This window comes from Flavobacterium limicola, assembly GCF_003634755.1.
In the GTDB taxonomy this organism is placed as follows: domain Bacteria; phylum Bacteroidota; class Bacteroidia; order Flavobacteriales; family Flavobacteriaceae; genus Flavobacterium; species Flavobacterium limicola.
This window is the reverse complement of record NZ_RBXA01000001.1, coordinates 430,460-447,280: the sequence shown is the minus strand read 5'-3', so window position 1 is coordinate 447,280 and position 16,821 is coordinate 430,460. Positions and strand designations below refer to the sequence as shown.

3 protein-coding genes are annotated in these 16,821 nt (G+C 37.7%); all 3 read left to right on the top strand.

Annotation, left to right across the window (positions count from 1 at the left end):
* Positions 1 to 104: 104 nt before the first annotated feature.
* Positions 105 to 14,267, top strand: coding sequence for a T9SS type B sorting domain-containing protein (locus tag BC952_RS01915; RefSeq protein ID WP_121364019.1), 14,163 nt, complete (start codon positions 105 to 107; stop codon positions 14,265 to 14,267).
* A gap of 45 nt (positions 14,268 to 14,312) precedes the next feature.
* A complete protein-coding gene (locus tag BC952_RS01910; protein ID WP_121364909.1) occupies positions 14,313 to 15,275 on the top strand; it encodes a PorP/SprF family type IX secretion system membrane protein in 963 nt (320 codons plus the stop codon).
* Positions 15,276 to 15,621: 346 nt separating this feature from the next.
* Positions 15,622 to 16,809, top strand: coding sequence for a phosphoglycerate kinase (locus tag BC952_RS01905; protein ID WP_121364018.1), 1,188 nt, complete (start codon positions 15,622 to 15,624; stop codon positions 16,807 to 16,809).
* Positions 16,810 to 16,821: the final 12 nt, after the last annotated feature.

Sequence of the window (16,821 nt, the reverse complement as noted above, 5' to 3'; positions counted from 1 at the left end):
AATTAAATAGCAATACTAAATTTTTTAAATACCACATAATTTGCTTGGAATAAATTCCAGTTTTTGGAATGAAGATCAAGCAAGTACCCAAATAAACTAATACCATGAAAAAAACTACTTTTTTAAAAGTAATCCTACTTGCTTTTATTTTTTTACAAAGTTTCATATCCTATTCACAAACTCTTAAACCTTTTACTCCAAGGTTTGATAAGGATATTAAAGGAGATATGTTATTGATTGGGAATAGCATTCTGAATAGAGCTGATCCTAATACTGCTTACAATGGTAATAAGCTTAATTCTGATTTTGATATGCAGTTTATCAATATCGATAATGGAGCTACGGCAGGTGTTTTTAATTCTAGTAGTGCTAATCTAGTCGTTCCTAATGCTTCAGCTCCAGCAGCTCCATGTTATAAAATTTTATATGCGGCTCTGTATTGGGGTGCAGTGACTAAGGGTACAACTCCTATTACCAATATTAAATTCAAAATGCCTACTGGAGGGTATAATGATGTGGTAGGTACAATAATTCATGATTCAGGTACTAATGTGATAGGAACAAGTTATCCGTATGCCTGTTATGCTGATGTAACCAGTTTAGTAACTGGAGCCGGAAACCCAACTCCAGAGGGAACGTATACCGTTGCTAATGTGTCTACTAAAGTGGGAACAAATGGAGGAACAGGTCTTTCTGCAGGTTGGTCACTTTTTATTGTGTATGAAGATCCAAAGTTAGCGGCTAAATCAATTACCTCCTTTGATGGTTTTAGTGCCATCAGTTCTACAGTAAATTTAGATATTCCCGTAACTGGATTCAGAACAATTCCTACAGGACCAGTAAGAGCTAAATTTGCTTTTTCGGCCTTAGAAGGAGACCAAGGAATTTCTGGAGATTACTTGACTATAAATGGTTCTATACTATCAGCCGTAAATAATGCAGGAACTACAATTAGAGGGACAAATAATTTCTTTAATAGTTCTGTTACTTATATTGATCCGGCTAACGGTAAAACAGAGAATTTTATCAACCGTAATCCAGCAAGTACAAATACGTTGGGGTATGATGCCGGAATTTTAGAAATAAATAACAATGGGAATGCTGTCATTAAAAATAATGACATAAGTGCGGTTATAGGTTTACGAAGCAATCAAGATGTTTATTTTTATTATTTTAATGCGATTTCCTTAGAAATTATTGAACCCAAAATCGTACTTACAAAACAAGTTTTTAGTGATGCTACCTTAACTACTAACATAGGTAATGCTAATGTAACTTTAGGTCAAGAATTATTTTATGCTATTGGTTTTCAAAATATAGGAAATGATGATGCTGAAAACTTTACCATCAAAGATATATTACCTATTAATATAAATTTTGACCCTAATAACATAATTGTTCCAAATGGTTCTGGGATTACGTATGTGTACAACGCTGCTACAAGAACTATTGTATTTACTATTCCTAGTAATTTAGTGGAAAAAAGTGACCCTCGTTATATAATTAAATTCAAAGTTCAGGTTGTTCCGGAATGTAATGATCTTAGTGATGCCTGCTCTGATAAAATCCAGAATCAGGCTTTTGCGACTTATGTAGGAGTGACTAGTGACATTAAGGTAGATGATCAACTTAGTTTATCCACTTTTGGAGAATGCTATTTAGGTACTGCATCTCCAACCAACTTTTTAGTAGGAGTTGAAAATTGTATTTATACTAAAGATTACCAATTATGTGGTGCGAGTGTAGTTTTGACGGCTGCCAATGGATATAATTCGTATTCTTGGTCAACAAGTGCTACAGGTACACCTGTTATTGGCACTACTCAATCAATAACAGTTAGTCAAACTGGTACCTATTATGTTAATAACATTGCGAATGCTCCTTGTAGATCCATAAAACAAGTCGTTACGGTTTCACCCTCTGGTACTACTGTACAAAATCCGGTGATACCATTTGCAGATCAAGTGGTGCAATGTCCAAATAATGGAAAAGACTTGCCTAAAATATTTTTATGCGGTGCCAATGCGACTAGATTAATAAATACTGGTGTTACAGATGCTATTTCTATTGTTTGGCAAAAACTGAATGAAGCCAGTTGTACTGCCATAGGAACGGATGATTGTGCCAATGAAAAAGTGGATTGTACTTGGGATAACATAGCCACTGGATCAAGTTATACGGCAAATACTTCCGGACAATTTAGAGTGGTTTTCAATTATGCTGGTGGTTGTTTTAATATTTTCTACTTTAATGTTTTTAAAAACTTATTAAACCCAACGGCTACTTCCAGAGATATTATTTGTAATACTTCTGGTGAAATCATTGTAGGAGGCGTTCCTACATCCGGTTACGAATTTAGCTTGAGTGCTTCAGGACCTTTCCAGGACAGTAATGTTTTTTCTATAACTACAGCTAGTACGTATACTGTTTACATTAGACAAAAAGGTATTGTTAGCAATCCTTGTTTATTTTCAGTTCCCGGGATTGATATTCTACAACGTAATTTTACTGTAAGTGAATTCATTTCTCAGCCCTTGTGTAATGGTGACAAAGGATCAATAAAATTAGCAGCAAACGATGTACGAGCGCAATATTTTTATAGTATTAGCAAATCAGGTTCATTAGTAAATGCTGTTGGGCCTATAGCAGCGAGTGATCATACATTTTCTAATTTGTCTCCAGGTAGTTATGATTATGAAGTAAAAACAGATGATGGTTGTTTAAAAACAGGTACAATAGTACTAATTGAACCAGATGTTTTAAAAGCTACTGTTAATCAAACAAAAGCACTAACTTGTGAAACAGGCGAAATTACAGTGTATCCTATCGGAGGAACAGCTCCTTATGCGTACTACGTAAATGGTTCGACAACTGCGCAGTATAGTGCTGTAGTTAATACACCAACAGCGGGTAATTATACTATCAGAGTTGTGGATTATAATGGTTGTATAGCAAATACTTCAATTACAATTGCCGCAGTCCCTAAACCAGTTTATAACCCAACCGGTACCAACGTAAATTGTTATGGAGATTCCACTGGAGTTATCAATTTTAATGTTACTAATGCTAATGGGTATACTTTAGCCTATAGTATCAATAACGGAACAACGTATGGATCTTCTGCAATTATTTCTAATCTTGCAGCGGGAACGTACAACACTATATTAAAATATTCTTTGAATGGTGTAGAGTGTCTTGATACCATGAAAGTGATTACCATCACGCAACCAGCAACTGCATTGACTGCTTCAGCGGGAGTTTCGGAATTGGCCGGCTGTGGACCAGCTCGTGAGGGTAAAGTACGTATTACTAACCCACAAGGAGGAGTTGCACCGTATGAATATAGTTTTGATAATCAAGCGACTTGGATCAATGTCAATGATGCTTACAAAGCTCCTGGTACCTATACATTATATATCAGGGATGCCAACGGATGTATTTACGCTATGCCAAATATTATAATTGAACCAGAGCCAGTTGCTCCAGTTATAAATGTAGATACACCTGTAGATTTCAATTGCGATGGAACTGCAACCAGCACAGTGACCATCAACAATCCTGGTGGCACATCTTATACGTATGATTATTACTTAGACGGGGTAAAAAACACGAATGTACCCAGTAATGTATTCATAAACGTTACTCCTGGTACACATGCAGTCCGGGTAGAATATAAGGTGGGAACTGTACCTACTTTCAGTAATTTATTAAAAGAGGATTTTGGTATTGGTGAGGATGTAACCTCTCCAGGAATGAATAGTGCGTATTGTTTTGAAAGACAAGTTACTGCTACCCAATGTAGGTCAAGTATACAAATTAATGATGGGGATTATTCTGTAACAGCTCGAATTGTATCTCCTTTTGGACCTTGGGTAGCTGCTAGAGATCATACTTCAAATGCAACTGTTGCAAAAGGGAGATTTCTTGCGGTTAATATTGGTGGATTCGCAGGAGCCGATGGTGTACTGTACAGTAAACCAATTAAAGATATTATACAAAACCAACCCGTTTCGGTATCGGTTTATGCTATGAACTTATTAGAATTAGCGAATAGTCAGGAAGATCCGGAATTGCTTTTTCAATTGGTGAATGGAGCGGGTGTAGTAATTGCTTCTCAGTCTACTAATAAGATTCCAAAAACAGTTAAAAAAACAAATCCAGACTGGATTAATTATTCTTTGACACTTAATCCATTAAATAACACCAATTTAAATTTTGTTATACGTTCTAAAAGTATTGCAACTAGCGGAAACGATGTTGTTATTGATGATATCAATGTTTTTCAACTTCCAAAATCATGTATTACAACCAAAGATTTCACGGTAGTAGTTCCAACGGGAAAAGCATTTACTGCACAAATTGCAGGCACCAAAAACGTAACATGTAATGGTTTAACTAATGGTGAAATCACGATTAGCGCTACTAATATTGATGCAACGAAAGGATTTCAATATTCTATTGATAACGGAACTACATGGAGTGTGGCCTTATTTACGTCACCAGTAACGATCTCCAATTTGGCAGGAGCGTTGTATAAAGTAATCGTTCGTCCTGTAGGTTCTTCAGTGGCGTCTTGTTCTAAACCATTTGATGTTACTATTTCAACTCCTACTGCAGTAACGGCTACTGCCTCGATCACAACACTTGCTACTTGTACTACCGGAGCTACTATCACCGCAGTTGGCGGAGGTGGAACACCTGCGTATCAGTATGCGTTGTATCAATCAGATGGAACAACAGTAATTACCGGTTTCAATAATAATGCTAATTTCACTAATGTGCCGGCAGGAAGTTATACTGTTTTTGTTCGTGATGCTAATGGTTGTACAAATCCTGTTGGAATTGTGGTAAATGTAACAGCTCCACCGGCATTGACAGCTTCTTTAGCTACTACAACTGATTATTGCTACACGACCGCCAATCCAGCAACTTTAGGCGTAACCGTTACTGGTGGGACTGGACCGTTTACTTATAAACTGGATGGTAATGCAGCCGTTAGTTCTGCATCGACTTCATATTCATTTACAAATGTTGCACCCGGAACACATGATATTGTAGTAACCGACAGCAATAATTGTACGGATACCATTTCTAGTATAGTGATTGCGCCACAAATCGTCTTCAATGTATCCTTAATTAATGATTTAACGTGTTCTGACGACGCTTCAATTGGCAATGAAGTTGTGACCAATGGCAATGGTGGCTCCTACACCTACACCGTATCTTACAATTCAGGAACACCTGCTACAGTAACTTCATTCCCGTATACTGCAACACAAGCTGGGAATTATGTGTTTACCGTAACGGACAGTCGCGGTTGTCCTGCAACTAGCAACATAATAACTGTAACACCAAAAACAACGCCTTCACATAGTACTGTCAAAACAGATATTACCTGTAATGGTTTAAGTAATGGAACCATTACGGTAACTGCCTCAGGAGGATTTACAAGTGTGTACACTTATGTATTGAGTGGGCCTATACCTACCACAACCCAAACGACTAATCAATTTACAAATTTACCAGCTGGTGATTATACGGTAAGTATAACAGATAGTAAAGGATGTACATCTCTACCTACTACAGTAACTATTGCAAACCCAACACCTATTGCTCCTAACGCTACAGCGACTGCTTTTACTTGTAGTCCTACAAATGCACCTCAGTCAGCTACAATAACTGTCGCGCCTACAGGTGGATCAGGAACGTATACATATAGTTATAACAACGGAGCTACTTTCGGGTCTAATGCTACGTTAACAGTTAATGATAACGGACTTACACAAACTATTAATGTTGTTGTAAAAGACGCTAACGGTTGCTTGTCAACAATGCAAGCTATTGTTTTAGCACCATTAAACCGACCAGTAATAGATAAAATTACAAGTACTCTTATATATTGTGCCCCATCGGCAACAACAAGTACAGCAACAATTGCAATGACGCCAGGAACAGGAGTGGCGCCATTGGCTTACACCATTGTATCTGGACCTACAACAAATATTTCCGGTGCTTCAACGGGTGAATTCACAGGATTAGCTGCTGGAAACTATGTTTTTAGAGCAACGGATGCTAATGGTTGTTACGATACAGAGTCGCATACTATTGCGCCAGGAATCCCAATCGTAGCTACTGGAACAAAATTGACTGATGTAAACTGTTTTAATGGCACAACAGGCTCTATTCGTTATAGCGTGAGTGGTTTTGGAACAGGAACCTACAGCTATATTGTTAATGCAGAACCTCCAGTAACAGGACAAACTTTAGGAACATTCGATTTGACAAACAGACCTGCAGGAACGTACACGGTTGTCTTTACAGATGATATTACCAGTTGTACTGCAACTACTATAGTGACTATTAATCAACCTACGGCAGCATTAGATATTACTCTTGTTTCAAACATAAATGCAAATTGTAATGTACCAACTGCAAGAGTTACAGTTGCTGCTTCAGGCGGTACTACTGCTTATGCGTATGCATTTGTGCCTGTTGGAAATATACCTGCTGCAACTGATTATACAGCAAGTCCTGTAAGGAACTTAAATCCAGCAACGCCTGTTTGGGATGTATACGTACGCGATGCAAATGGTTGTACCGATATGGTACAAGTTACCATAACTTCAGACCCAATACCAACTGTAACCGCTACTGGTTCAGGATGTTTAGGAACTGCAGGTGGATATACCATTACAGCTGCTAATACTACAACACCATTAGCTGGAATTATTACTCCAATACGTTACAGTATTAACAATGGTGCTTCTTACCAAACAAGCAATGTATTTACTGTGACTACAGCAGGTACATACATCATTACTATGATTGATGGAAACGGTTGTATTGCAACAGCATTATCAGTAGTCGTTGCGCCACAATTAACGCTAAACGCCGTTTTAAACAAAGACATAACGTGTGTAGTAGGTGACGAGCCTGCAAGAATCACAGTTACACCTACAGGTGGTTCAGGAACATTTACCTATGCTATAACAACACCATTAGCAGAAGCATCAAATGTAACAGGTGCAACTACAGGTATATTTACAACAAACACAGCTGGTAATTATACCTTTACAGTTACCGATAATACTACAGGTTGTGCATATACAACAACAACAGCTATTACAGTTACAGCACCAATTATTCCTGATATTACAGGTATCACGCAAACAGCATTTATCAATTGTAATGGTGACGATACAGGTGCTATTAGAGCTGATTTTGATGTTTCACTTGGTTTAGCACCATTCCAGTTTAGTATTGATGGCATTAATTACCAAAGTTCAAATACGTTTACAGGACTTTCTGCAGGACCTTACACGATTACGATTAGAGATGCCAAAGGTTGTACTGATACTGATGGTATAACTATTACGGAACCTCGCCCGATGGTTATAGATTACAGGGTTATTGATATTCAATGTGTATCAGGTTCTGGTATTTCAAAAGGTTCTATTATAATTGATATGATTACAGATGGTGTGAGCACAGTTGGCGGTTCTGGTGGTACTGCACCGTATACATATTATGTTACTGGAATAAATGGATACAATCAATTTGAAACTAATCCAGGAAATATTTCAACATCTTTTGATGTAGTGGATTTTGGTTTCTATCAGATAAGAGTTGTGGATGCAAATGGATGTACCGTTATCGAAAATGACGTAAAAGTCGCATCAGATCCAGATGATTTAGATATCGTTATCAATACAACAGCGGATTGTACTCTTGGAGGTACAGCTAATGTTGCAGTATTGGGTGCACTAACCAGTTCAGGACCTTTTCATTTTAATATTTACAGAGGCGCATTCCCACCACAAATTTGGACAGCTGATGGTGTTGATGGTTGGCAAGGTGAAGCACCACCAACTTCCAAAGGAACTACTTTCACAGGATTACTTCCGGGAGTAACATACACTTTTATTGTGTATGATGAAGCTACTTTATGTTATTACTACGAAACAGCTGCTACAATTGTTCCAACTAATACTCAACTTACCGTTGATAATGTTGTAGGAAATAATATCAAATGTACAGGTGATACTAACGGTAGTGTAAATTTCAATATTAACAATACCTACACTTCTTCTGTAACTGTATCGTATCAAGTATATGAAGCCTTTACAAACGTATTAATTACAGGTGCTAATGGTACGGGAACGATTCCTGCAGGTGGAACATTGCCAATCACTAATTTTGGAGTTTCACTACTTCCGGCTGGTAGCTATTATATTTTGGTTCGAGAAACTGCAGGACCAAATGTAGGTTGTAGTATAGCGTCTATTAATTTTAATATTTTGGAGTCACCAGTAATACTTACTGTTACTGGAACAATTATAAAAAATTCTAACTGTACAGATAATGGTATTATTACAGCACTAGCTGAAAATGGTACAGGGCCTTACACCTATCAAGTAACTGCATCGGCTATTCCACCATTAGCTGCAGACACTAACTGGGTTTTAGGTAACACGTTTAATAGACCAGGTTCATTAACAGGTATAACGTATTATGTGTATGCTAAAGATGCGTATGGCTGTATTCAATCCGATGATGTTATCTTACTACAAGATGCGCCACCAACAATTGCACTTCCTGCGACTATTTGTTATAATGGTACACCATTTACAATCAATCTAGTTACTGATGCTGCTGCTTCTGCTACTATTTTACCGGCTACATACAGCGTAAACGGAAGTGCGTTCCAAGCTTCGCCAAGCTTTACTTTTAATGCAGCGGGAACTTACAACCTAGTGATAAAAGATGGAAATGGTTGTACCGATGATGTAGATTATATTGTATTGCCTCAGTTGCAGCTAACACCTGCTTTGACCAAAGTTTTGGATTGTAATTTACCTGCGCCAAATGCAACAGTTACCGTTACCGCTACTGGTGGTGCAGGTGCTGGTAGTTATACCTATATGATCACGTCTGGTCCAGTTGTCAATACTACGGGAGTTACTTCTGGTATTTTTACTGGTTTAGATGCAGGTACTTATATTTTTGAGACAAATGACGGCGCATGTACCGCTAGTACTACATTTGTAATAGACCCAATTCCTGCAACGGTATTGGCCACACCAATTGTTAAAAATGTAAGTTGTAATGCTGGTACTGATGGTGAAATTACTATAAACGTAACTTCAGGAGTTGGTCCTTATAAATACAGCTTATTTGATGGTGTTACTTCAACTCCATTCCAAACAGCTAATACTTTTGCAAACTTATCAGCAGGAACAACGTATACAGTTACTGTTCGTAATGATAGAGATTGTTTGGAGACAACAGTTCCAATAACTGTTTCAGAGCCAGCATTGCTTGCCGCTACGGCAGCTGCAGCGCCTAACACCACGTGTAGCAACACTACTGTAATTACGGTAACTGCATCGGGAGGAACTCAAACAGGAGTAGGAACGGGTTACACCTATAACTTCAATGGTTTAGGATATACCAGTGACAATACCTTTACGGTAAATAATGGTCCAGTAGCTACAACTACAACAATTAGTGTTAGAGATGCTAATGGTTGTATTGTTAATTTGACAGATGTTACAACTCCAGCCCTGATTCCACCAACGAATTTAACTTTTGTCCCAACAATTTTACCAACTTGTCCAGCTAATTCAGAAACGGTAGAAGTTAGGGCTACAAATGGAGTGGGAGCATTGGTATTTGAAATTATTGAATTTAATAACGCTCCTACAATACTTTATCCTTCACAAACTACAGCAGGAAATACAGTTCCAGCTAGTTTTACAGGCTTACCGCCAGGTGATTACATGTTCGAAGTAACAGATAGTAATGGTTGTACCTATCAAGAATTGTATACCGTAAATCCAGTAACCAATATTACAGTAGCAGCATCAGGTACCACGGATGTTACTTGTTTTGCTGCTAATAATGGAACAGCAACCTTTACTGTCACTAATTTTACAAGCTATACTGCAATACTTACATTAGGAAGTGGAACACCAGTAATCGCTGGAAATACAGTAAGTTTGATTTCATTAGCACCAGGAAATTACACCTTACAAGTAACGGATAGTACTACAGGATGTATAGATGATGTAAGTTTCACAATTACAGAACCTACATTAGCACTTGATTTTACAACTGTCGCTACCAATATCAATTGTAATGTAGACACTGCAACGATTACTGTGACGCCAGTAGGTGGAACATCAAATTATAAGTATGCAGTAGTTGCTAATATGGCAACAGCTCCTACAACTTATGTTTCTAGCAACCAGTTGACAGTAGATACCAGCTCCGGTTTAGATATGGTTTGGGATGTTTATGTTATGGATGCGAATGGTTGTGTAGATGTTGAAACAGTAACCATTCAAACAGATGCTAGTCCTACTATTGCATCTGCAGTAGCTACGCAGTGTCCGAGCTCTACAGGTACTTACGATATAACGGTTACAGCAACTGGATTTAGTCCAACAACGTTCCAATACAGTGCTGATGGTAGCAATTACCAAACAGGAAATATTATCACGGTGAATGCACCTGGTAACTATACTATTACGGTAAAAGATGCTAATGGATGTCCTTCTATTGGAGTTGCAGTAACGATTTATGAACCACTTATTTTAAGCCCAATCGTTGACACACCAGTTTCTTGTGCAAACAACGATGGAATTATAACCGTAAGTACAACTGGGGGGTCAAATAGTTTATCTAATTATCAATATAAAATTGATGCAGGTACGTATCCTATGGCCACTCCATTTGCTGGATTAGCATTTGGACTTCATAGAGTTTATGTTCAAGATATCGCAACGGGTTGTGAAGTTTATGTTGATATTGATTTGCAAGAAGCTACTCCAATTACTGGTTTTGCATTAGCTAAAACAGAGGTTACTTGTAACGGAGGTACTGATGGAACTATTACAGCTAGCATGGATACGCCAGCAGATGGTGTAAATGATAATCCAATATATACGTATGTATTGAGTGGAACAACAACAGTTACATCAACAGCGGTAAATCGTGGTCCACAAGACTCTCCTTTATTCAGCGGTTTAGAGGCAGGAACGTATACTGTAACAGTCACTTCTGAAAGAGGTTGTACAGATAACGCAAGTATTACAATAGTTGAACCTGGACTAATTTTTGTTCCAGCTCCAACTATAGTACCATTCGGTTGTACAACAGACAACATTGGTAACTTAGCGACTATTACGGTAGATCCAGCATTAGTAACAGGAGGTTCAAATATATATATGAATTATGAGTTTATCAAAGTTGGAACAACAACAAATACACAAGTTCAATTTGGTGCCAGCAATGTGTACACTGAAGCCGACTTAACCGGAGGTTCTTATATTGTGAATGTGTATGATGATAAAGGATGTATTGGTACTACTACAGCTGCAATTACAATTGACCCTTATATTGCTTTAGACAAAGTAAATGTGGTGATAGACCAAGCAATAACGTGTAATAACCTTGAGAATATTACGGTTTCAGCTACTATTATAGGGGTTGGAACTCCCAATTTAGAATATACTTTAGTAGATGTAATCTATGATCCAATTACAGGGGTGTCTACAACAGGTACTATTTATCCTGCTATTCCTAATAACAATGGAATATTCACAGGATTGCCAGTAGGAAATTATCTAATCACGGTGAAAAACTTAGATACGAATTGTGAAATCCAAGGGGTACACTATGTAAACGAGCCAAACACTTTCGACCTAACCATTGATACCGTTGTGGATGTGACTTGTTTCTCTGGTACTGATGGAAGTGTGAATGTCACTTTTGTAGATCGTTTGATTACGACTACGCCGGTTAACGGAGATGATGCAGGAGCATTCACGTATACTTTACAAGATGCTTTAGGAAATACATTACCTGGAGGAACAGCACTGGACGCTGGACCAATCACTATTTCAGGTTTGGCTACAGGAACGTACACGATTACGGCAACGTTATCGCAATCGCCTTCTTGCCCAGTAATTAAAAACTTTACCATTACAGGTCCTACAGCGGCACTGGATATTACGGAAACCCATACTGAAATCACATGTGTTACCGGTAATAATGACGGAACAATTTCGGTAACTGCTACTGGCGGATGGCTAGGTGCGTATGAATTTGAGTTAGTGGGGCCAACTCCTGCGCAAAATATTGCGTATTCAGCTCAAACAGAATTTACAGGTTTGACAGCAGGAACCTACACGATAAATGTAAGAGACAGTAAAGGCTGTGAGGATTTTGTAACGATTACGTTAGCAGATCCTGCTCCAATTGTTTTCACGGCAACGCCTAGTACAACATTGGTAAGCTGTTTTGGTGATACCAATGCAAGCATTACCGTTACAACATTGCCAACAGGTGGATCAGGCAATTATTTATATAGTTTAGTAACTACTTACACTAACGGTACAGTAACTACTGATGGCCCGCAAGTGTCTAATACATTTACAAATTTAGGTGCAGGAAATTATCAGGTACAAGTATCTGATTCTTGGACTTGTTCTGCATTATCAGCTGCTATTCTCATTACTGAGCCTGCAAAAGTAACAGCAAGCTTAGCATTGGCCACAGCCATTTCATGTGATGTTGATGCTACACTTACGTTAACTGCTTCAGGAGGAACTGCACCATATGAGTACAGTACAACTTCAACGTTTGGAACGGTTATAGCGATGACAGGTAACACTGCTACATTCTCTGTACCGGTAGGAACTTACAATTATTACATTAGAGATATCAATGGATGCGAAAGTTTTATATCTAATGACATCACGATTGATACAGTTCCTGCTTTAGTGATTGATGTAAATATTCAAAATGCAGTCATCAACTGTAAAGGAGATGATTCAGGAGTAATTGTTGCTACGGCACAAGGTGGTTTAGGAAACTATGTTTACACTTTATTGGATGGGGCTGGTAATGCATTGTCATTTACACCGGTGCAAACTTCTCCAGGGAATTTTACGAATCTTCCGGCAGGATCGTATCTGGTAAATGTAGTGAGTATGGATTGTGAGGCACGAACTGTAGTTCCAGTGGTCATTACAGAACCAGATTTCCCACTAACAGAAAGCAATGCAGTGACTAATATTACATGTGCAGGTGAAGGCGACGGAAAAATTGTGATAACGGCTTCTGGTGGAACAGGAATTATAAAATATGCCATTTCACCGGATTTAAACCAGTTTTTTGAGTCTAATGTTTTTGATAATTTAAAACCGGGTACGTATGATTATATTGTGCAGGATGAGAACGGTTGCTTTATATACACAACTGGAGTAATTATTAGTGAGCCAAATTCTATTTTTGTGACTACCATTCCGGGTACAGAGATTCCGGAAGTATGTGCTGGTGATGCTGATGGTGCATTCAGCATTAATGTTACAGGAGGAAACGCTCCTTACAGCGTAAGTCTTGATGATGTAAACGGAACGTATACTCCGGGAACTTTAGTTCAAACACAATTTGATTTTACTGGTTTATCAGGAAGTGAGCATATCGTTTATGTTCGTGATGCTAATAATTGTACCACGGAACATACCGTAATTCTAGGAGAAGCGGTGACATTAAACCCACAGGCGACTTTAAATTACGATTGTGTAAGTAATAGTGCCAGCAACTCCGTAACGGTTACGGTAGATGCCAGCAACATGCCAGCTGATTTGGATTACGCATTAGACGGTTCAACAGTGTTCCAAGCTAGTAATGTGTTTACTGATTTAACGCCAGGACGACACACGATAGACGTAAGACATTCTAATGGATGTATCAAACAAGTTGTATTTGATGTTTTACAAGTAGATCCATTGACATTGACCCTTGCGGATGGTGGCTTAAACGAAATTGTAGCTACTGCCACAGGTGGTGGTGGAAATTACCAATACACGTTAGACGGTGAATCGTACGGTAATCAAAGTAATTTTATTATTTACAAATCAGGTGATTATACGGTTACCGTTACTGATATAAATGGATGTACGGCAACGGCTACCCGATATTTTGAATTTATTGACATCAAGATACCAAATGTCTTTACGCCAAACGGAGATGGTAATAATGATACTTGGGCACCAACCAATACGATTAACTATAAGGATTTAGTATTCTATGTCTATGACAGATACGGTAGAAAATTAGGTTCGTATAGAGAAAGTCAATTCTGGGATGGTAAATACAATGGTAACGAATTACCTTCAGGGGATTACTGGTATGTCATAAAAATCAGAGATGCAAAAGATGCACGTGAATTTGTTGGACACTTCACATTATACAGATAATGGTAAAGGCAAGGCCTTATGTCATCTCAAAATAAAATTAATAAAATGAAAAAAATCATAGTATCATTTTTTCTCTTGACTGTAGCTTCTAGCCACAGTCAGGAGCTAAATTTGCCCGTTTTTACACAATACTTAGCGGACAATCCTTTTGTTATTTCACCCACATTTGCCGGGATTGGAGATAACCTTAGAATTAGAGCCAATGGATTGACCCAATGGGTAGGTATCAAAGACGCTCCAGACAATCAATCTATTTATGCTGATTTTAGGATTGCAGATCGATCCGGGGTGGGTGTGTCAGTTTATAATGATAAAAATGGAAATACAAGACAAACGGGTGCCAAGGCCTCATTTGCCCATCATATCATCTTAGACTATTATTCCAAGCAGTATTTGTCTTTTGGTATTTCATATAATATCAATAACTTTAAGATTGATGCAAATGCACTCGATCCTGTTGATTTTGACCCTGCAATTACAAACAACAGGTTTATTTCGAATAATAACTTTGATGTGGGATTACTCTATAGAAACAAAAGTTTTTATTTGAGTTTCAATGCCAGTAACATTCTGGATAAAGACATTGACAATTTTAGCGGGATAGAACCCAGTCTTTTGAGAAATTATCAAGTGTATTCCGGATACGTTTTTAAGAATAACAGCAATAACAGGGCAGAGATTGAACCATCAGTATACTATCAATTGTTTGTCAGCGACAGACGTTCCAGTACCGATATTAACATCAAGTACCGTAAATTCAACCGCTATGACGATTACTACTGGGGTGGAATATCGTATCGTTTTTTGAATGATCAAATAGGAAAACCATTAAATTTAGGTCCAATGGTTGGTTTCAAGAAGTCTAATTTTTATTTTGGGTATTCCTATCAGGTGACTCTTAACGAGCTTTCGGCATACAATTCTGGAACACATGTGGTTACAATAGGATTGGATTTCCTTCAGGGAATCAGTAATTGCCCTTGTACACAAAGTCCGGTTCACGACTAAGAACCTTCTTTTTTTTAACATCAAATCCGATACGTTTTTACAGCGTATCGGTTTTGTTATTTAAAACCGTTTTCAGTGCATATTCGGTGTTATTTTAGCCAAATTGAAAGTGTAACTTCAAACTACTTTTGTTTTGCGTTTTTGGTTCCTTACAAAGCATCTAAAAGTGTTTGTGGAATGTTTTTTGACTGTTGAAACGTATTGGAGATATTAAGAAAATTTTAGACATCTTTTTTGTTAGATTACAACGATTTCGTTAGTAAAAAATGAATTTATAGGTTTTTTTCCAATTTGTTACTCCTTTAAAAGTTCTATATTTGTTACTCTTTCTAAAAACAATAAACTAATGAAGACCTTAAAAGACTTTAATTTCAAAAATAAAAAAGCATTAATTCGTGTAGATTTTAATGTTCCTTTGGACGAGAATTTCAATGTAACAGATGCGACACGTATAGAAGCAGCAAAACCAACTATTGATGCTATTTTAGCACAAGGTGGAAGCGTAATTTTGATGTCACATTTGGGCCGTCCAAAAGGAGTAGAAGAAAAATATTCTTTGAAGCATATTTTGAAAACGGCATCAGCTATTCTTGGAGTTCCTGTTCAGTTCGCCACAGATTGTATTGGTTTAACAGCTAAAAATACTGCTGAAAAGCTACAAGCAGGGGAAGTTTTATTGTTAGAAAACTTGCGTTTTCATAGCGAAGAAGAGGCTGGAGATCTTGCTTTTGCAAAAGAACTGGCGTCACTTGGAGACGTTTATGTAAATGATGCTTTTGGAACGGCACACAGAGCACATGCTTCAACTACCATTATTGCACAATTTTTCCCAGCTGAAAAATGTTTTGGATTGTTATTGGCTAAAGAAATTGAAAGTTTAAACAAGGTTTTGAAAAATAGTGAAAAACCGGTGACAGCAGTTCTTGGAGGATCTAAAGTGTCTTCTAAAATTACCGTTATCGAGAATATTTTGGATAAAGTAGACCACATGATCATAGGTGGCGGAATGACTTTTACTTTTGTGAAAGCATTAGGAGGTAAAATTGGGGATTCTATTTGTGAAGATGATAAACAAGAATTGGCATTGGAAATTTTGCGTTTAGCTAAAGAAAAAGGAGTTCAAATTCATATTCCGGTTGATGTTGTGGCAGCAAATGCTTTTGCAAATGATGCTGAAACTCAAATTGTTGATGTTAATAAAATTCCTGACGGTTGGCAAGGATTGGATGCAGGTCCAAAATCATTGGAAAACTTCCATAAAGTAATCATGGAATCCAAAACAATACTTTGGAATGGTCCATTAGGCGTTTTTGAAATGGAAAATTTTGCAAAAGGAACTATTACTCTAGGAAATTCTATCGCTGCATCAACTGCAAACGGAGCATTTTCACTTGTAGGCGGAGGTGATTCCGTTGCTGCGGTGAAACAATTTGGATTAGAAGATAAAGTGAGTTACGTTTCTACTGGCGGTGGCGCTATGTTGGAAATGCTTGAAGGCAGAATATTACCTGGAATTGCAGCTATTTTAGATTAAATGTAAGCGCGG

What these genes read in the sequence shown, in the direction of transcription:
- BC952_RS01915 (WP_121364019.1), top strand. Translation starts at nt 105, where the DNA reads ATGAAAAAAACTACTTTTTTAAAAGTAATCCTACTTGCTTTTATTTTT.
- BC952_RS01910 (WP_121364909.1), top strand. Translation starts at nt 14,313, where the DNA reads ATGAAAAAAATCATAGTATCATTTTTTCTCTTGACTGTAGCTTCTAGC.
- BC952_RS01905 (WP_121364018.1), top strand. Translation starts at nt 15,622, where the DNA reads ATGAAGACCTTAAAAGACTTTAATTTCAAAAATAAAAAAGCATTAATT.